Source organism: Streptomyces sp. NPDC001744, from assembly GCF_042892575.1.
Classification (GTDB): domain Bacteria; phylum Actinomycetota; class Actinomycetes; order Streptomycetales; family Streptomycetaceae; genus Streptomyces.
In genome coordinates, this window is the sequence record NZ_JBIAUG010000001.1 from 242,869 (window position 1) to 260,290 (window position 17,422).

The 17,422-nt window shown below is 73.6% G+C and carries 17 protein-coding genes; 6 read left to right on the plus strand and 11 right to left on the minus strand.

Features of this window, described 5'->3' with window-relative positions; translation table 11 throughout:
* Positions 1–47: 47 nt before the first annotated feature.
* From ACFYZY_RS01255 to ACFYZY_RS01265, 3 genes are all read right to left on the minus strand, one after another.
* Positions 48–614, minus strand: a complete 567-nt coding sequence (locus ACFYZY_RS01255; protein WP_388688357.1) for a precorrin-3B C(17)-methyltransferase — start codon at positions 612–614, stop codon at positions 48–50.
* 158 nt (positions 615–772) lie between these two features.
* Positions 773–1,876, minus strand: coding sequence for a hypothetical protein (locus ACFYZY_RS01260; protein WP_388688360.1), 1,104 nt, complete (start codon positions 1,874–1,876; stop codon positions 773–775).
* 94 nt (positions 1,877–1,970) lie between these two features.
* Positions 1,971–2,381, minus strand: coding sequence for a hypothetical protein (locus ACFYZY_RS01265; protein WP_388688363.1), 411 nt, complete (start codon positions 2,379–2,381; stop codon positions 1,971–1,973).
* 81 nt (positions 2,382–2,462) lie between these two features.
* Here ACFYZY_RS01265 and ACFYZY_RS01270 point away from each other — a divergent pair, with 81 nt between their 5' ends.
* From ACFYZY_RS01270 to ACFYZY_RS01280, 3 genes are all read left to right on the plus strand, one after another.
* Entirely contained in the window at positions 2,463–3,281 is an 819-nt protein-coding gene (locus ACFYZY_RS01270) for a helix-turn-helix domain-containing protein (protein ID WP_388688366.1), read from the plus strand.
* On the plus strand, positions 3,278–3,511 hold the full coding sequence (locus ACFYZY_RS01275; RefSeq protein WP_388688369.1) for a DUF397 domain-containing protein: 234 nt from the start codon (positions 3,278–3,280) through the stop codon (positions 3,509–3,511). Before ACFYZY_RS01270 ends, ACFYZY_RS01275 begins: the two co-directional genes overlap by 4 nt.
* 131 nt (positions 3,512–3,642) lie before the next feature.
* Positions 3,643–5,577: an MFS transporter gene (locus tag ACFYZY_RS01280; protein ID WP_388688371.1), complete on the plus strand. Its 1,935-nt coding sequence runs from the start codon at positions 3,643–3,645 to the stop codon at positions 5,575–5,577.
* 73 nt (positions 5,578–5,650) lie between these two features.
* On the opposite strand, the gene ACFYZY_RS01285 is transcribed toward ACFYZY_RS01280, so the two are convergent.
* The 4 genes from ACFYZY_RS01285 to ACFYZY_RS01300 all read right to left on the minus strand — a co-directional run bounded on the left by ACFYZY_RS01285 (position 5,651) and on the right by ACFYZY_RS01300 (position 9,118).
* Positions 5,651–6,175: an AAA family ATPase gene (locus tag ACFYZY_RS01285; protein WP_388688373.1), complete on the minus strand. Its 525-nt coding sequence runs from the start codon at positions 6,173–6,175 to the stop codon at positions 5,651–5,653.
* A gap of 376 nt (positions 6,176–6,551) precedes the next feature.
* Positions 6,552–6,758, minus strand: a complete 207-nt coding sequence (locus ACFYZY_RS01290; protein WP_388688376.1) for a hypothetical protein — start codon at positions 6,756–6,758, stop codon at positions 6,552–6,554.
* A 209-nt stretch (positions 6,759–6,967) separates the two neighbouring features.
* Positions 6,968–7,888, minus strand: a complete 921-nt coding sequence (locus tag ACFYZY_RS01295) for an alpha/beta fold hydrolase (RefSeq protein ID WP_388688379.1) — start codon at positions 7,886–7,888, stop codon at positions 6,968–6,970.
* Positions 7,889–8,428: 540 nt separating this feature from the next.
* Complete coding sequence (locus ACFYZY_RS01300) at positions 8,429–9,118, minus strand: metal-dependent transcriptional regulator (protein WP_388688382.1); 690 nt, start codon at positions 9,116–9,118, stop codon at positions 8,429–8,431.
* Between the two features lie 149 nt (positions 9,119–9,267).
* Here ACFYZY_RS01300 and ACFYZY_RS01305 point away from each other — a divergent pair, with 149 nt between their 5' ends.
* On the plus strand, positions 9,268–10,023 hold the full coding sequence (locus ACFYZY_RS01305; protein WP_388688384.1) for an SIS domain-containing protein: 756 nt from the start codon (positions 9,268–9,270) through the stop codon (positions 10,021–10,023).
* 62 nt (positions 10,024–10,085) lie between these two features.
* Here ACFYZY_RS01305 and ACFYZY_RS01310 read toward each other — a convergent pair whose 3' ends face one another.
* Both ACFYZY_RS01310 and ACFYZY_RS01315 read right to left on the minus strand, forming a co-directional pair.
* Positions 10,086–10,592 carry a TspO/MBR family protein gene (locus ACFYZY_RS01310; protein ID WP_388688387.1) on the minus strand — a complete coding sequence of 169 codons (507 nt, stop codon included), beginning with the start codon at positions 10,590–10,592 and terminating at the stop codon, positions 10,086–10,088.
* Between the two features lie 74 nt (positions 10,593–10,666).
* On the minus strand, positions 10,667–12,007 hold the full coding sequence (locus ACFYZY_RS01315; protein WP_388688390.1) for a PAS domain-containing protein: 1,341 nt from the start codon (positions 12,005–12,007) through the stop codon (positions 10,667–10,669).
* A gap of 305 nt (positions 12,008–12,312) precedes the next feature.
* Between ACFYZY_RS01315 and iscB the strand changes: the two genes are divergently transcribed.
* Positions 12,313–13,908 (plus strand): RNA-guided endonuclease IscB, encoded by a 1,596-nt coding sequence (gene iscB, locus ACFYZY_RS01320; RefSeq protein WP_388688392.1) that lies wholly within the window; start codon positions 12,313–12,315, stop codon positions 13,906–13,908.
* A gap of 288 nt (positions 13,909–14,196) precedes the next feature.
* On the opposite strand, the gene pdxH is transcribed toward iscB, so the two are convergent.
* Positions 14,197–14,826: a pyridoxamine 5'-phosphate oxidase gene (pdxH, locus tag ACFYZY_RS01325; protein WP_388688783.1), complete on the minus strand. Its 630-nt coding sequence runs from the start codon at positions 14,824–14,826 to the stop codon at positions 14,197–14,199.
* A gap of 365 nt (positions 14,827–15,191) precedes the next feature.
* Between pdxH and ACFYZY_RS01330 the strand changes: the two genes are divergently transcribed.
* Positions 15,192–16,292, plus strand: coding sequence for a citrate synthase 2 (locus ACFYZY_RS01330; RefSeq protein WP_388688395.1), 1,101 nt, complete (start codon positions 15,192–15,194; stop codon positions 16,290–16,292).
* On the opposite strand, the gene ACFYZY_RS01335 is transcribed toward ACFYZY_RS01330, so the two are convergent.
* Positions 16,271–17,314 carry an isopenicillin N synthase family dioxygenase gene (locus ACFYZY_RS01335; RefSeq protein ID WP_388688397.1) on the minus strand — a complete coding sequence of 348 codons (1,044 nt, stop codon included), beginning with the start codon at positions 17,312–17,314 and terminating at the stop codon, positions 16,271–16,273. The two genes, ACFYZY_RS01330 and ACFYZY_RS01335, sit on opposite strands and share 22 nt — an antisense overlap.
* Positions 17,315–17,422: the final 108 nt, after the last annotated feature.

Sequence of the window (17,422 nt, forward strand, 5' to 3'; positions counted from 1 at the left end):
TGGCGGCGGTCCGTCCCTCCGGGGGCGGGCCGCCGTACCGCGTGCGGTCAGTGGCCGCCCAGCCCCGGCAGGCAGGTGCCGTCCATGGTGCGGCCGGCGACCTCCGCGGTGACGTCGCCCGTGTCACCGATGCCGCCGTTGACGCAGACCTTGCCGCGGCCGCCACCGACGAGGACGTTCCGGAGGACCTTGCCGGAGGCGCCCTGCCGGTACTCGAGGTCCCCAGGCGCGAGTCCGAGCGCGGCAGCGGCGGCGGCACGCACGTCGGCCTCCCCGCCCGGCTTCCCCACCAGACCCTTCAGGGCCCTGCCGAGCGCGTCCGCCTTCTCCCGCGCCCCGGCCCGCTCCTCGGCGGTGAGCTCCTGTTCGCGCCGGTAGGCGTGGTTCTCCGCGTACTTCTGGGCGGGGTCCTGGGAGACGCACGGCACGGGCGTGGGGAGCGGCGGCTCCTCGGGGCCCGGGCAGTACCGCATGCCCCCGCCACCGGGCGTACCGGAGGCACGCGGCCCGCCGGAGACGCGCGGGTCGTCGGCGGGGTCGGCGCAGCCGCCGAGGAGGACGGCGAGCAGGAGGACGGCGGCGGTGGCGGCGGTACGGGCGGGGTCACGGCGCATGCCGTTCATCCTGCGGTGCGGAGGCACACGTCCCGTACGGGCCCCGGGAGTCGTGACCGATTCGTGGCCGTGCGCCGGGCGGGGGCCCTGCGGGGCTCCTGACGGTCCCCCGACTCGGCGCCGGTCCCGACGGTCCCGGGGCGCGGACGGCGCGCGGTTCAGGAGACGGCCCCACGGGCGTACTCCCCGAAGCGGTCGCGCCAGGACACCGGCTTGCCGTCCGGTTCCGGGTGGCGGTGGGCGTACTGCCGCCGGGCCGCCTCCCGGCGGCAGGGGCCGCAGTGGGTCTCGTCGCCGACCCGGCGGAAGGTGTGGTCGCTGCCCGGCCCCTCGCAGAGGACGATCTCACTCCGGACGCGGACCGTGGCGGAAGCGGCGGGCGTCCCTTCCGGCCGCTCGGGGCGGGGCACCGGGGCCGGAAGCTTCTCCGTCAGGCGGTGGCGCAGGAATCCCGCCGCCGACCGGACGCCCCCGGCGGGCAGATGGGCCGTCAGGGCGTGGCGCAGCTCCGCCACGGAGACGCCGCGCCGCAGCCACTCCGCCGCCGCCCCGGCGAGCCCCCGGGCCTCCCGGACGCCGAGCAGCAGCTCCCGGCTCTCGTGCCGGAGGGAGAGCAACAGGCGCTCCGCTGTTTCCACTTCGGGCCCGGCCGACGGCTCCTCGACCGACGGCTCCTCGACCGACGGCTCCTCGACCGACGGCTTCTCGACCGGTGGCTTCTCGACCGGTGGCTCTTCGGCCGACGGCTCCTCGATCGGCGGCTCTTCGGCCGACGGCTCTTCGGCCGACGGCTCTTCGGTGGGTGGGTGGGAGAAGGTCTTCCCCCAGTCTTCGTCTCCTGGAGGAAGGCCACCGACCGACCGCGCCCTCGGGGAACCGACCGCCGGGTTCGCACCACTCGGTCCGCCGGTCCCCTCCCCCTCCCGTGCCGGTACGCCGTTCCGGAGCGCCGCCGCCTCTTCACGCGTGAGGGTGATGTTGGAGAGGAACTGGGAGGTGCTCCAGTGGCCCCGGTGGTCCTGCGTCTTCCACTCGTACAGGTACCCGCCGGCCGCCAGCGCCTTCTTCGCCCGCTGGTACTCCCGGGGCCGCATCCCCAGGTCGTCCGCGTGTTCCCCGAGCGACTTGTCCGCCTCGGCCTCGGGGAGGCCCTGCACGTAGAGGAGGAGGACCTTGGCGTCGCTGTTCAGGCGCCGGTGGCGTACGACTTCGTTCGCGGCCTTGGTGTACGAACGGACAGGAGCGATAACATGACGAAACATTTCTGGTCTTTCTATGGGGGCCAGAAGTGAAGGCCCCCGAGGCGTGTGCCAGCACCCTCGGGGGTCGCTCTTTTCACAGAGCGTGACGATGCGATTACCGTACAGCACTTTTCACCAGTTGATGCAACAACTCCGTTTCCACGAACGGATCTTCGAGCGTCGGCCGTGAACGCCAGTCCAGCGGCCACGTCGCCCCGTGCAGCGCCGGAATCCCCACGTACGCCTCGCTCCCGCCGCCACCGCCGAGCGCCCGCACCGGCGCCGGCCACGCGTACTCCGCCGCCGTGCGCGGCGGAACCAGGAAGTACAGGTTCCGCGCCCCCTTCGCCTCCCGGACGATCGGCCCCGCCCGGAAGTCCGTGAACGCCATCAGGCGGTACGCCACGTCCTCACCGAGGAACCCGCCGATCCGCACGGCGTCGAAGTGCACACCCGCGTGCCGGAGGGCGTGCCCATTCAGGGGGACCCAAGTGGGCTTGATGTCAAGCGTCTTGCGCAGATTCATGCGACCAGCCTTCCGGCCGTGGTCTCCTGTGACCAGCGACACAGTCGGGTTGTGCGGGACTGTGCACTCGGGAGGTCGGGTGTGAACCACGAGAAGAAGAAGGCCCCGGGAGCCTCGAAGGCGTTCGGCGCCCTCCTGCGCTTCCACCGCGAGCGCGCGGGCGTCTCGCAGGAGGCACTGGGCCGGGAGACCGGATATTCCAAGTCACAGGTGGCGATGATCGAGCGCGGAGAGCGCCGCGCGAAGGGCAACTTCGTCGTCATCGCCGACGAGATGACGCGTGCACAAGGTGCACTTCTGGCGGTGGCGGAGGAGGTGACGGCGAGCGGTGTCGCGGCGTGGTTCGAGGACTACTTGTGGGAGGAGGCGAGGGCTGCGGGCATCCACTGGTACGAGAACCATCTGATTCCCGGGCTTCTCCAGACGAGTGACTACGCGCGGGCCGTCTTCAACTCGGCGGTCCCGCCGCTGGAGGACGAGGAGATAGAGGCGGGTGTCGCCGCACGGCTCAATCGGCAGGAACTGTTCTTCCGCAAACCCCAGCCGCTGGTCACCTTCGTCCTGGAACAGGCCGCACTGACCAAGCCGCTCGGCGGGGAGGACGTCCTCCGGAAGAACCTCCTCCGCATTCTCGACATGACCGGTCTGCGCAACGTCGAGATCCAGGTGATGCCGGAGAGACCGAAGACCCATGCCGGGCTCAGCGGCCCCTTCATCCTCCTCGAAACTGAGGGGCGCCGGAGTCAACTCGTCTACGTCGAAGGACAGGGCGGAAGGTACTTTCTCAGCGAGCAGCCGGACGTGGGAGACGTCTTCGCCCGCTACAGCGCGTTGCGGGCACAGGCCTACACTCCGGAGGAATCCGCACGACGCATCGAACAGGTGGCACGAGAGCTATGAGCACCGATCTCCACTGGATCAAGTCCTCCTACAGCAGCGAACAAGGCGGTGCCTGCGTCGAGGTCGCCGTCACCTGGGTGAAGTCCTCGTACAGCAGCGAGCAGGGCGGCAACTGCGTCGAGGTCGCCACCTGCCCCCACACCGTCCACGTGCGCGATTCCAAGGACACCGGCCTCCCCTCCTTCGAGGTCTCCCCGGCGGCCTGGGCCGCGTTCGTCTCGGGAGTGTGACGGCGGGCCGGCCCGGCGGGACCGCCGCCGGGCCGGCCCGACCCGCCCGCTTCTCCCCGGCAATCCGTTCCGGTGGCATCGGCCCCTGTTCTACCGTGGGGCCTCCGCAGCCATCCAGGGGGAACAGCGCAGTGGAACAGCTGACAGGGGAAGACCCCTCGTCCATAGGTCCGTACCGCCTGATCGCACGCCTCGGCGCGGGCGGGATGGGCCTGGTCTACCTGGGCCGTTCCGACCTGGGGCGTACGGTCGCGGTCAAGGTCGTCCAGGCCGAACACGCCCAGCACCCGGAGTTCCGCAGGCGGTTCGCCCGCGAGGTGGCCGCCGCCCGGCGGGTGGGCGGGGCCTGGACGGCGGACGTCCTGGACGCCGACACCGAGGCCGCCGTGCCGTGGGTGGCGACCCAGTACATCCCCGGGCCCGACCTGACCACCGTCGTGGCACGGGACTTCGGGCCGCTGCCCGAGCGGTCCGTCCGCACCCTCGCCAACCGCCTCGCCCTCGCCCTGGAGGCCGTGCACGGGGCGGGGCTGATCCACCGTGACCTCAAGCCGTCCAACGTGCTGGTCACCGTGGACGGCCCCCGCGTCATCGACTTCGGCATCGCGCGGGCGATGGACAGCCTGGCCGGGGACAGTCTGCACACCCGTACCGGCATGCTGATCGGGTCGCCCGGCTTCATGTCGCCGGAACAGGTGCGCGGCCTCGAACTCACCCCGGCGTCCGACGTGTTCTGCCTGGGCGCCCTCCTCGTCTACGCCGCCACCGGCCGCCTCCTCTTCGGCGCCACGGACAGCGGCCTGAACGCGCACCTCTTCCGGATCGCCGAGGAGGAGGCGGACCTGACCGGCGTACCGGACTCGCTCGTCGAACTCGTCCGCGCGTGCCTGCGCAAGAACCCGGCCGAGCGGCCCACCCCCCGGGAGGTGGCCGCGTACACGGAGGGCGACCAGGACGGCGAGTGGCTGCCGGGGACGGTACTGGCCCAGCTGGGCCGCCGCGCCGCCCACCTGCTGGACTACGCCCCCGCCGTACCCGCCCCCACCGCGCCCGCCGACGCCGTCGCCACGCCCGCCGAGGCCGTCACCGCGCGGCCGGCCGACCGAGGCCGGCCCGTCCGGACGGCACCCCCGCCGCCCGCGTACGTCCCGACGGCCCCCGCCCACCTCCCCGGCCCGGACCCGGAGGCCCCCCTTCCCCGGCGCTGGTGGGGCCTGGTGGCCCTCGCGCTGGCCCAGCTGGTCGTGCTGTTCGACGCGGCGTTCTCCAACACGGCGATGATGTGGAGGGGAGCCGACAACGACCTGGCGCTCCCCCGCTACGGCATGAAGGTGTCCTCCACCGTCCACCTGCAGGTCATGCCCCTCGCCTACACGCTGGCCTTCGTCGTCCTGCTGCTGTTCGGCGCCCGCGTCACGAGCCTCCTGGGCGGCAGGAGAACGCTGGTGGTCGGTCTGGCGGGGTTCGCGGCGGCCGCCGTCCTCGGCGGCCTGGCGCCCTCGTCCGGCGTGTGGACCACGGGCCGTGCCCTGCAGGGCGCCTTCGCCGCGCTGGTCTCGTCGTCCGCGCCGGTCCTGGTGTCCGCCTCCTTCACCGACCCGGGGGAACGCCGCACGGCGTTCGGGACCTACGTCGCGATCGCGGGCGGCGGTCCGGCGCTCGGCCTGCTGGCGTTCTGGCTGTTCCCGGTGGACGTGGGCTGGCGGGGGTGCCTGTTCGCCGGAATCCCCTTCGCGGTGATCGCCCTGGTCGGAGTGGCGACCCTGGTGCACGACCGGCCGGGCCGTACCGGCGTCCGCTTCGACGGGCGCGGGGTGCTGTTCGGTGTCTGCGGGATCATCGCGATCGGCGGGGCCGTTCCGCACTTCACGGGCATGGCCGTCCTGCTTCCGGTCGCCGGCGTCCTGCTCGCGGCCTTCGTGTGGTGGCGGACCAGCACGACCGACACCCTGGCCTCACCGTCCGGCACCGGGGTCCGGGCGCCCGTCGGGTACCTCCTCGCGGCGGCCCTGGCCAACGTCGGCGCCGTCGCCCTGCTCGAAGCCGTGGGACACCGCTTCTACTAGGGCGTGTCCGGCGGATCGTTTCGGTCTGGTGCGGGCGCGTCCGGTACGGCCGGGTCGCCCTGGGCCGCGGTGGTCACGCGAACGACGGCCACCGGTCGGCGGCCCACTCCCGCCAGCCCGCCCGGCCGGGCGGCGGGCCGACGGCCCTGCGACCCTCCAGCTCCGCCGCGTCGGGCTCCTCGAAGTGCGCCCGCCCGTACAGGATGTCGGCCTCGGACACCGGCAACGTCCCTTCCGGGGCGGTCGCCCGGCGACGGGCGATACGGGCGCGTTGGGTCTCGTCGTCCACCGGCAGGTAGACCATGCGGAAGCACGCCTCCTCGGCCTCCACCAGCCAACGGATCGCGGACCGTTCGTCCCGTGACCAGCAGCCGAAGTCCACGACGACACTGGTGCCCAGCCTGACCGCCTCCAGGGCGAGCCAGAGCATGCGCCCCTCCAGCACGTCGCGCTTCCCCTCCGCCTCCGCCTCGCCGAACAGGGGAATCATCCAGTCGTCGGGCGTCAGGCGCAGCGCGCCGTGCTCCGCCGCGAGCTGCCGGGCCCGCGTGGTCTTTCCGGCCCCCGGCAGGCCGACCATCAGGAACAATGTGGTCACACCCGGATCGTGGCAGGGAAACCCGTCGGACGACCACCGCTTTACCCGCCCGATCACGGGCCGAGCCACACCGCATCGTGACGCAGGACCTCGCGGGCGGCGAGCAGGGTGGTGACGGGGCGTCGGAGGCTTCGGCGGGCGGGGAACGGACGTTCTTCGCCGGCCTTGGGGCCACCCGGGAGCGCCGGGGCCGGACAGCCTGTTCGCGGTGATCGGCAAGCCGGAGCGGGTTCGTCGGCTCGGGCTGTCCGGGGACCTGTTCGCGGGCGCGCCGGAGAAGCCGGTGGAGTCGGCGGGCGACGCGGGAGCGCGGATCAACGAGGCACGGACGCCCGACCCGGACGACGTCCGTGGGAGCTCGGCCGGTTCGGCGGGTTCAACGGACGAAACCACAGACCTTGGCGGGCGGGCACGGCTCGCCGGTGTCGTGGTGGGTGCGCCCGACGATCACGCCGAGCACCACCACCAGCAGCAAGAAGCCCCATATGGCGATCGTTATCGGATGGAGCCTCAGCCGAGCCCTTGCCTTCTGGCGCCGGGTGCGGCGAGCCGGGTCGGCCGCATCGGGAAGGTCATCCGTCATGGTTCCCCCCGGAATCGCTCACTCTGCGAACGTACGTACCTGGGCTATTCCCCTCTCTGTTCGACCGCATGCGGATCGCCCGGGGCGGGTCACAGCGGGGCGGCACCCCGGCGATGCCGCCCGGACCGAGGCGGGGGACGAACCCGGCGGCCTCGCGGACGGGGGCGGTGCCCCGGGCCGTGCGGTGCGGAGTCGCCGGCGGTGCGGGGCTACGGGGTCAGGACCCCGTTCAGGAACGGTTCCACGGCCTCGCACCACGCGTCCGGGTGCTCGTAGTGGAGGAGGTGGCCGGCGTCGGGGACCTCCGCGTACTGCCCGTGCGGGAGGACCCGGACCATCTCCTGGGCCTCGGCGCGGCCCAGTTCGCCGTCCAGGCCCCGGACGACGAGGGTCGGGCAGCGGACCCGGGCGAGCGAGTCCCAGTGGGCGTCGTACACCCAGGTCGCGCGGGAGGCCAGCATCTGTTCCGGGTCGAAGACCGGCCGCCAGCCGTCCGCGTGCTCGGCCATCACCTCGGCGAAGAAGGCGCCCCGGGCCGGGTTCGGGGTCTCCACCCAGGGGTCCTCGTCGCCGAACCAGCGGCGTGCGGCGTCCAGGGACGGGAAGGGCACGGGCCAGCTCCGGAACCAGTCCTGCCAGGCCCGCTGCGAGGCCGCCCCGAGCGCCGAGGCCCGCATGTCGCAGATGACGAGGGCGCGGACGAGGTCCGGGCGGTCGGCGGCGAGCTGCCAGGCCGTCAGGGCGCCCATGGAGTGTCCGACCAGGGTGACGGGGCCGAGGCCCAGCCGCTCGACCACGGCGGCCGCGTCCGCCACGTACGCCTCGCGCGTGAAGGGGCCGTCGGCGGGCTTCTCGCCGGCGCCGTGCCCGCGCTGGTCGAGGGCGACGATCCGGTGCCCGCCGGTGAGGCGGCTCGCGGCGCCCGCCCAGTGGGCCGCGTGGCCCATCAGGCCGTGGAGGAGGAGCACGGCGGGAGCGGAGGCGGGGGCGTGCTCCTGGTTCCGCCCCCGGCTCCGGCCCCGGTCCCGGTTCCGGTTCCGCTTCCCGGCCCGGTCCGCGGGTCCGGCCGTGTGGTCCCAGGCCGTCAGCCGGACGCCGTCGGCCCCGGTGACGTCGAGTCGTCGCGCCATGTCCCCGGCACCCCCCTCTTTCCGTCGAACCCCACCACGATATCGAACGCGCATTCGAAAACACTCTTCTGCCACCCAACACCCCTCGTTCGAGTGACAGCCTTCAAGGGTTGACGCCCGCCGCCGAGGGGAGATCTTGAGCGGGAGGCGGACCGCTCGGGGAAAAACGGTCCGACGGGAACGACCTTGAGAGCTCGGGGCTCCAGGTCGACACCGGGGAGGACAGGCCCCGGCGCCGGAAGGCGCCGGGGCCTTCTGTCGTCCGGCTCCGCCCGCCCGCCGGAGCGGTGGGCGGGCGGACCACGGAACGCGTCCGCCGCACGGCCCCACCCCTTTCCGGTTGCCCGGCTGCCCGGCTGCCCGGCTTTCCGGTTTCCCGCCGCTCCGCCCAGCGTGGCACGGCAAGGGCACGCGCGGGGCCATTCCGGCGTAAACCGGGACGCACGAGGGCCGTTGTCCCCGAAACCGGGAAGAGGGGCGCCCCGCCGGTCGGCGGGACGCCCCTCACACGGCTCCGTACCGCTCGCCGCTCGCCGCGGCCTAGCGCTTCGCGACGAACACGTGCGCCGCGACCTCCGCGCCCAGCTCGGCGGCCTCGCCGCTGCTGCCCACCAGGACACCGCCCGGGGACTCGGTCACCGAGACCACGGAACCGGGCTGCACGCCCGCCCGCCGCAGCGTGTACATCAGCTGGGCGTCCGTCTGGATCGGCTCGCCGATCCGGCGCACGACCACCGTCTTGCCCCCGCTCGCGTCCAGGTCCGCGAGGGACACCATGGAGTCGTCCAGGAACGCCTCCGCCTCCGCCTTCTCCCCCAGCTCCTCCAGGCCCGGGATCGGGTTCCCGTACGGGGACTCGGTCGGGTGCCGCAGCAGCTCCAGGACCCGCCGCTCCACGGCCTCGCTCATGACGTGCTCCCAGCGGCACGCCTCGGCGTGGACCTGCTCCCACTCCAGGCCGATCACGTCCACGAGCAGGCACTCCGCGAGCCGGTGCTTGCGCATGACGCGGGTGGCGAGGCGGCGGCCCTCGTCCGTCAGCTCCAGGTGGCGGTCGCTCGCCACGGCCACCAGGCCGTCGCGCTCCATCCTGGCCACCGTCTGGCTCACCGTGGGGCCGCTCTGGTCGAGCCGCTCGGCGATCCGGGCACGCATGGGGACCACACCTTCCTCCTCGAGCTCGAGGATGGTGCGGAGATACATCTCCGTTGTGTCGATCAGTCCGGACATACGTGCCTCTCGATGAGTCGTGCGCTGGCCCTGCCCCAATTCTGACGCATCGGACCGACAACCGGACCGCGCCGGGTACGGCGGTATTGACAGACCAATGGTCCAGACCGCACCGTGATCGGCGACCACGACGAGAAGGAGCCGCCGCGATGGGCGAGAGCAAGCTGGCCGGACAGTTCTTCGACGCCGCGATCGGCCTGCTCCAGGAGGTGCGCGACGGGGACTCCGCCGAGATCGCCGCCGCCGGGGCCGCGATCGCGGAGGCCGTCGCGAACGGCAACCGGCTCTTCGCGTTCGGCGCGGGCCATTCCTCCCTCGCCGCGCAGGACGTCGTCTACCGGGCCGGCGGCCTGGCGCTCATGAACCTGCTCGCCGTACCGGGCACCGTCGGCGTGGACGTCATGCCGGCCACGCTGGGCTCCGCCCTGGAGCGGGTCGACGGCCTCGCGGGCGCCGTCCTCGACTCCTCCCCCGTCGGGCCCGGGGACGTCCTGATCATCATCTCCCTCTCCGGGCGCAACGCGCTGCCCGTCGAGATGGCGATGAACGCCCGCGCGCTCGGCCTCACCGTCATCGGCGTCACGTCGGTGGCGTACGCGACGGAGACGAAGTCCCGCCACGTGTCGGGGTCGTACCTCAAGGACCACTGCGACGTCGTCCTCGACTCCCGGATCGCGGTCGGGGACGCGGAGCTGGCCCACGACGGCATCGAAGCCCCCTTCGCGCCCGCGTCCACCGTCGTCACCAGCGCCCTGATGCAGGCCACGATGGCCGCCGCCGCCGAGGAGCTGGTCCGGCGCGGCATCGAGCCGCCGCTGCTGCGCTCCGGGAACGTGGACGGGGGCCACGAGTGGAACGGGCGCGTGATGACGGAGTACGGGGACCGGATCTTCTACCGGCACTGACCGGACCCGCCTCCGACGCCGGGGCCCGCCGGGGCGGTGCGCCCGCCCGGGGCCCGGCGCCGTCACGGGTTGCGGCGGACGAGGGACGCGTTGAGCGCGGTGGCGAAGGCGCACCAGGCGGCGTACGGCGCCAGGGCGCGGGCGGCCCCCGGGTCGGCGCGGGCGGTACGGCGGATCAGGTCGGCGTTGGAGAGGTCGAGCAGGGCCGTTCCGGCCAGCGCGGCCCGTGGGCTGCGCAGGCGGAAGAACAGCCAGTTCCAGCCGGCGTTCAGGACCAGGTTCGCCCCCAGGCCCGTGGCGAGCCGCCGCCGCTCGCGTCCGCGCGTCCGGCCCAGCGCGTGCCCGCCGGCGACCGCGAGGGAGGCGTACAGCGGCGTCCACACCGCCCCGAACGTCCACGGCGGCGGCTGCCACGCGGGCTTGCGCAGCGCCCGGTACCAGGCGGTGTCCGGATCGACGGCGGCGGCACCGGCGGCGGCCGCCGCCGCCACGGCCACCGCGGTCACGCCGTACCGCCGCAGCCGCTCGCCCCGCACGCTCCTGCCCGGCACTTCGTCCATCGGTTTCATGGGGGGCCTCTTCCCCGTGAGGCCGCGGTGACCCGTCCCGTGGCGCGGCGGACCCCGGCCGGTACCGCCCGTCCTCAGGCCGCGCCCCGGAGGTCCAGGGCCGACGCCACCCCCGTCGCCACCGACTCCGCGAAGACCACGTCCTCCCGCTCGAAGGCCGGCCGGCAGGCGGCGCGCAGGAAGGTGAGGACGCCCAGGGTCCGGCCCCGGGAGCGCAGGACCACGCAGAGGGCGTGGGCCGCGTCGCCCGGCCACTGGTGGGCCTCCGCCCACACCTCGGCGGTACGGCCGGCGCTCGTCCGGACCGCGCCCGTGCGGTCCCACGCCTGGAACGCCGGGTGCCTCGGCCCGTACCGCAGCGGAATGCCGCCGCCCACGGGCGGGGAAGCGGGCCCCGGGGCGGTGGCCGGGACGGCCAGGGCGCGGGTCAGGCGCCGGTCGCCCAGCACCCGGTCGACCAGGGCGTGGTCCGCGAACCCGGCCAGGGCGAATTCGAGCAGGACCGCCGCCGCCTCCGCCGGGTCCTCGCACTCGGCCGCCGCCGCGCCCGCCCGGTGCAGCTGGCTCCACCGGAACCGCAACCGGTCCGCCTCCCGCGTCGCGAGCCGCTCCTCCGTCACGTCCTGGAACAGCCAGGCCACGCCCAGCGGCGCCGCCGCCCCCGCCTCCGCCATCGGCGAGGACAGGGGCAGGAAACCGCTGCGCCAGCACCGCCGCCGCTCCCCCGAGGGCGTCCGCAGCGTCACCCACACCTCGCACGTCCCGGCGGACGCGGGCGCCGCGCCCTCGGCCAGGACGTGCTGGAACGCGGCCTCCAGCTCCTCGGCCCCGTGCGCGACGACCTCGCCCAGCGGGCGCCCGAGCAGGGTCGCGCGCCCGGCCCCGAAGGCACGGGCCGCGTGGGCGTTGACCAGGGCGGGGCGCAGATCGGCGTCGACCAGGACGACCCCCCAGGAGGCGTCGTCGAACAGGGCCTCGCTCAGGGCGACCGAACGCTCCAGGTCGAGCTGGACGTGGACCTCGCTGAACGCGCAGTACACCCCGGCGGGCGCGCCGTCCGCGCCGCGCACCCCGGCCGCCTGGCTGCGCACCAGCACCCGCCCGCCGTCCTTGCGGAGCAGGACGAACTCGTGGACCTGCCGCCCGGTCCCCTTCATGGTGTCCATCAGGCGCCCGAGGGTCTCCGCGGCGTCCGCGCTGCGCGCCGCCCACCCCCCGAACCCGTGCCGCCCGACCGCCTCCCCGGCGGACCAGCCGAGCATCCGCTCGGCCTCCCGGTTCCAGTGGGTGACCGTCCCGTCGGCGTCGAAGGCGCAGAGCGCCGCGTCCATCCCGTCGAGCAGCGCGGCCAGCAGATCGGCCCCGGCCCCGGAGACGGAAGCGGTGCCGCTCGCGGACCCCGTGAAAGCACTCACCCGGCACTCTCCCCTCTTGTGTCCATTCAACTGGAACGTGACGCGGGACACACCGGCTTCGGCCGAAGTGCCCCTCCCGGAAACGGACGGAGGCGGGCCCGGAGGACCTCGCCCGGGCACTCCGAAGAAGAGTGGCCCACATCACTCCGACTCTTCCCGGAGACAGCCCGGCAGAGATCCGTCCCTAACCTGATCACACGGACTCGTGAGGTCACTCGCTCCCCGGCGCATGCCGGACTCCCCCGTGGAATCGGAGTGACCAGCCCCAGTCATCATGATCGTCGGATCGGAAGCGGGTGCCTTCGATGACTACGTTCCCGGCAGGCCGGAAGACCCACCAGGCTGTGCTTCCTCAGCAGCCTGCTCTGGAATCCGCGAGTGCAGACACCCCTGGGAGCAGGGACGAAACGGCTCGCGGACCTCTCGCGTCCGCGCGGGAAACCGGTCGGGAACATGGGCGAGGGGAGCCCGGTGAGCCCGGCACCCGGGCTCGCCGGCGTCACGCCGAACAGGCAGAGAACAGGGGCGGTGACGCCCCACGGACACAGACCCCACCGGCATGCGTCAGGAGCGGCAGTCACCGCGTCTTCGTCCTCTCCCGGGACGGGTTGCCCCTCATGCCGTGCCATCCCGCGCGTGCCCGCGCCCTGCTGGCCCGGGGGCGGGCCGCAGTGGCGCGGCACACTCCCTTCACCATCCGGCTGAAGGACCGCCTGCGCGCCGACGCCGAGGTCACCGGCGTCGAACTGCGGATCGATCCCGGCTCCCGGGGCACCGGACTCGCCCTCACCGAGACACGGCGGCAGACAGCGCCGGACGGTCGTACCGTCACGGTTCGCCGGGGCCTCGTGGCCGTCGAACTCCGGCACCGGGGGCCTCAGATTCACCGGGCGATGACGCGCCGCGCCGGATACCGGCGCAGACGCCGGTCCGCCCTCCGGTACCGCCCTCCCCGCTTCGCCAACCGGGCCCGTCGGCCCGATTGGCTCGCCCCGTCGCTGCGGCACCGGGTCGATTCGGTCGGCTCGACCGTCGCCCGACTCCGCCGTTGCGCTCCCGTCGTCGAGATCCACGTCGAGGAGAACCACTTCGACATCCCCGCCCTGAGCAAAGCGACGCGCACGGCCGGCGATCTCCGCCGTAACCGCCCGGACAAGAGGTGCGCGTACTGCGGTGCCGCCGGTGTCCCGCTGACCGTCGACCACATCCGGGCGCGGGCCCGAGGCGGCACCGACCGGCCCGCCAACCTCCTCCCCGCCTGCGTCCCCTGCAACCAGGCCAAAGCAGCTCGCCCCGTCGAAGAGTTCCTGGCCGGCCGACCCGAGGTCCTGGCCCGCGTCCTCGGCGGGCTACGGCCCTTCCTGGGCGACGCGGCCGCCATGAACACGACGCGGGCACAGTTCACCGCGCTGCTCACCGGCACGGGCCTGCCGGTGCTTACCTGGCCGGGGACCCTGACCTCGGCCAACCGCACCGCCATGGTCCTGCCGAAGACCCACACGCTCGACGCCCTCTTGGTGGGGCCGCTGGGCCCCGGCGCCGGTGACGCCGTGGTCCGCCACCCGGACCGCGCGTACGTCTTCACGGCCACCGGCCGGGGCTCCTACGCCCGCACCACCCCCGACCGCCACGGCTTCCCGCGTCTGCTGCGCCCCCGGCAGAAGCGCCACCGGGGTTTCGCGAGCGGAGACCTCGTGCGGGCCGCCGTCCCGAAGGGCCGGTGGGCAGGTGTCCATACCGGTCGCGTCTCGGTCCGCAGTACGGGGCGGCACGGCGTCACCACACCGCTCGGCCGGTTCAACGTCTCGTACGAGAACCTGCGCCTGCTCCAGAAGGCCGACGGGTTCGCGTACGCCTGGCGGCGCGAACCCGGAACCACGGGGAAAGAAGCCGCCGAATAAATCGGTTGAGCACCCCGGGCGGAGTTCGTACCGTAGGAGTCACGCATGAAAGGAGGTGATCCGGAAGTGATTTCTTACCGGACCAGCGAGGTGACTGCGGGCTGACGCCTGCCGTCGCACTCTGTGCACCCCGGCAGGCTCCCTGCCGCACACCAACGCAGTCACCCGACCCGTGAGTCGCCGGTCAGTCCGGCCGGCTCCTGTCCGAACCTAGGCGGACGGGACCAAGGCTCACGGGTCGTCCGCGTTTCCGGGCCCCTACGGAGCTTCCGGGCCCCCGCGCCTCCCCTACGGGGCCAGGCGCTCCACCCGCCACGTGTCGTCGTCCTCGCGGACGTAGCGCAGGCGGTCGTGGAGGCGGTTCTCGTGGCCCTGCCAGAACTCGACCGTGTCGGGGACGACCCTGACGCCGCCCCAGTGCGGCGGGACCGGGACCCGCTCGCCCTCCGGGTGGCGGGCGGCCAGTTCCTCGTAGCGGGCGAGCAGTTCGGCGCGGGAGCCGATCACCGAGGACTGGGGGCTGGCCCAGGCGCCGAGCTGCGAGCCGTGCGGGCGGGTGCGGAAGTACGCGGCCGTCTCGTCGCGCCCGACGCGGACCGCGCGACCCGTGACGACGATCTGGCGGGCCATCGGGTGCCAGGGGAAGAGCAGCGAGACGTACGGATTGGCCGCCAGCTCCCGGCCCTTGCGGGAGTCGTAGTTGGTGAAGAAGACGAAGCCGGACCCGTCGTACTGCTTCAGCAGGACCGTCCGGGAGGACGGGCGGCCGTCGGGGGTCGCGGTGGAGACGACCATCGCGTTCGGCTCGTGGACCGCCGGGCTCTCCACGGCCTCCTTGAACCAGCGGGCGAACTGCTCGACCGGGCCGGGCGCGAGGTCGGCCGCGGAAAGCTCCACGGTGCGGTACTGCTCGCGCATGGCGGCGGGGTCCGGGGCGCCGGTCGCGGAGGCGCTCGCGGAGGCGGGGCCGGCCGCGGAACCGGGATCGGGCGTCGCGGTCGCGGGGTCCGGGGCGTCGGACGCGAGGTCGGGGGTCACGGTCACGGAATCGGGAGTCACGGTCGCGGGATCGGGCACGGCGTCGGTCACGGGCCCATTCTGCGTCAGTGGCCCAGTCTGCCCCGCTCGGGAGGGTTCCAATCCTCTCCCGGCGGATCGGTGGAGTGTGCCGGACGTCACGCTTCCCCGCATCGTGGGAACCGGACAGACTCTTCGGCTGGACGACTGTTGATTTCCGCCATCGACCAACTCGGTTGATCGATCATCGATTGAGGAGCCGCCTGATGTCCGACTTCGTACCCGGACTCGAGGGAGTCGTCGCGTTCGAGACGGAGATCGCCGAACCCGACAAGGAGGGCGGCGCGCTCCGCTACCGAGGCGTCGACATCGAGGACCTCGTCGGCCACGTCTCGTTCGGCAACGTGTGGGGGCTGCTCGTCGACGGCGCCTTCAACCCCGGCCTGCCCGCCGCCGAGCCGTTCCCGATCCCGGTCCACTCCGGCGACATCCGCGTCGACGTGCAGTCCGCGCTCGCCATGCTCGCCCCCGTCTGGGGCCTCAAACCGCTCCTCGACATCTCGCCCGAGCAGGCCCGCGACGACCTCGCCCGCGCCGCCGTCATGGCCCTCTCCTACGTCGCGCAGTCCGCGCGCGGCCAGGGCCTGCCCATGGTCCCGCAGAGCGAGATCGACAAGGCGCAGTCGATCGTGGAGCGGTTCATGATCCGCTGGCGCGGCGAGCCCGACCCGAAGCACGTCAAGGCCGTCGACGCGTACTGGACCTCGGCCGCCGAGCACGGCATGAACGCCTCCACGTTCACCGCCCGCGTCATCGCCTCCACCGGCGCCGACGTGGCCGCCGCGCTCTCCGGCGCGGTCGGCGCCATGTCCGGCCCGCTGCACGGCGGCGCGCCCTCCCGCGTCCTCGGCATGATCGAGGAGATCGAGCGGACGGGCGACGCCACGGCGTACGTCAAGCAGGCCCTCGACAAGGGCGAGCGCCTGATGGGCTTCGGCCACCGCGTCTACCGCGCCGAGGACCCCCGCGCGCGCGTGCTCCGCCGTACCGCGAAGGAGCTGGCCGCGCCGCGCTTCGAGGTCGCGGAGGCCCTGGAGAAGGCCGCCCTGGAGGAGCTGCACAACCGGCGTCCGGACCGCGTCCTCGCGACGAACGTCGAGTTCTGGGCGGCCATCGTCCTGGACTTCGCGGAGGTCCCGGCGCACATGTTCACGTCGATGTTCAGCTGTGCCCGTACGGCGGGCTGGTCGGCGCACATCCTGGAGCAGAAGCGCACCGGCCGCCTGGTCCGTCCCTCGGCCCGCTACACGGGTCCCGGCCGGCGGGACCCGCGCGACATCGAGGGTTACGCCGACATCACCGGCTGACCTCCGGAGCGCGACAGGAGCTCCGCGTGGTGGCGGGCCGCCACCGTCGGGTGGGCGCGGAGCTTCCCCTTCAGGGCGTTCTGTCCGTATTCCGCGAACAGCGGGTTCGCCGGGTCGGTCGTGACGCCGGGGGCGGTGGAGGCGTACGGGAAGTCCAGCGGGGCGATGCGGGCGTCGAGACGCGGGTTGTAGAAGAACGGCACGGAGAACCGTTCGGTCGCCCCGGGCGGCGAGACCACGCGGTGGTTGGTGGCGATCAGGTAGCCGTTGGTGGCCACTTCGAGCAGCTCGCCCAGGTTGACGACGAAGGCGCCGGGCAGCGGCGGCACGTCGTGGAACTCCCCGTCCTCGCGCTGGACCTGGAGCCCGCCCACCCGGTCCTGGAGCAGCAGGGTGAGGAAGCCGTAGTCCTTGTGGGCGCCGACGCCCTGTCCGTCGCCCTCGTCGTTCCCTCCGCCCGGGTAGCGCACCAGCTTGAGCTGCGGGTGGGCGTCCGGGCCGAAGGCGTCGTCGTAGAAGTCCAGGGGCGCGCCGATGGAGGCGAGCAGTTCGTGGAGCAGGCGCTCGGCGACGCCGCCGAGGCGGTCGATCCAGCGCAGGGCGGCGGTGCGCAGCTCCGGCAGGGCCCCGGGCCACTGGTTGGGCCCTTCGAGCCACCGGTACGGGGCCTCCCAGGGCGCGGGGGCGCGCGCGGGGCGCTCGGCACCGATGTCGAGCTGCTCGCGCCAGTCGCGGGCGCCCCGGGTGCGTTCGTCGCCGACGCGGGTGTAGCCGCGGAAGTGCGGCGATCCGTTGATGTCGAGGGCGAGCCGGTCGGCCTCGGGCAGCGCGAAGAAGGCGCGTACGGCGGAGGTGAGGGCCCGCGTCTCGGCCTCGGTCACGCCGTGCCCGACGAGCTGGAAGAAGCCCACGTCGTGGGCGGCGGAGTGGAGTTGGGCGTGGAGCAGCCTCCGGGCCTGCGGGCCGCGGTCGGCGGCGGAGAGATCCACGACGGGGAGCTGCGAGGAGTACGAGCTGTTCATGAGGTGTCCACGGGGTCTACGGGTGCCCGGGGCGGCCGCCGGGGGTGGGGCGGGGGCCTCGGGTGCCGGTCTGCTGGGGGCTCGGTGGCGGGACCCCGGGGCGTGGAG

Coding starts and splice junctions, on each gene's coding strand:
- ACFYZY_RS01265 (WP_388688363.1), bottom strand. CDS start 2,381: ATGAATCTGCGCAAGACGCTTGACATCAAGCCCACTTGGGTCCCCCTG.
- ACFYZY_RS01310 (WP_388688387.1), bottom strand. CDS start 10,592: ATGAAACCGATGGACGAAGTGCCGGGCAGGAGCGTGCGGGGCGAGCGG.
- ACFYZY_RS01305 (WP_388688384.1), top strand. CDS start 9,268: ATGGGCGAGAGCAAGCTGGCCGGACAGTTCTTCGACGCCGCGATCGGC.
- ACFYZY_RS01330 (WP_388688395.1), top strand. CDS start 15,192: ATGTCCGACTTCGTACCCGGACTCGAGGGAGTCGTCGCGTTCGAGACG.
- ACFYZY_RS01260 (WP_388688360.1), bottom strand. CDS start 1,876: ATGTTTCGTCATGTTATCGCTCCTGTCCGTTCGTACACCAAGGCCGCG.
- ACFYZY_RS01300 (WP_388688382.1), bottom strand. CDS start 9,118: ATGTCCGGACTGATCGACACAACGGAGATGTATCTCCGCACCATCCTC.
- ACFYZY_RS01275 (WP_388688369.1), top strand. CDS start 3,278: ATGAGCACCGATCTCCACTGGATCAAGTCCTCCTACAGCAGCGAACAA.
- iscB (WP_388688392.1), top strand. CDS start 12,313: ATGACTACGTTCCCGGCAGGCCGGAAGACCCACCAGGCTGTGCTTCCT.
- ACFYZY_RS01295 (WP_388688379.1), bottom strand. CDS start 7,888: ATGGCGCGACGACTCGACGTCACCGGGGCCGACGGCGTCCGGCTGACG.
- ACFYZY_RS01255 (WP_388688357.1), bottom strand. CDS start 614: ATGCGCCGTGACCCCGCCCGTACCGCCGCCACCGCCGCCGTCCTCCTG.
- ACFYZY_RS01290 (WP_388688376.1), bottom strand. CDS start 6,758: ATGACGGATGACCTTCCCGATGCGGCCGACCCGGCTCGCCGCACCCGG.
- pdxH (WP_388688783.1), bottom strand. CDS start 14,826: ATGCGCGAGCAGTACCGCACCGTGGAGCTTTCCGCGGCCGACCTCGCG.
- ACFYZY_RS01335 (WP_388688397.1), bottom strand. CDS start 17,314: ATGAACAGCTCGTACTCCTCGCAGCTCCCCGTCGTGGATCTCTCCGCC.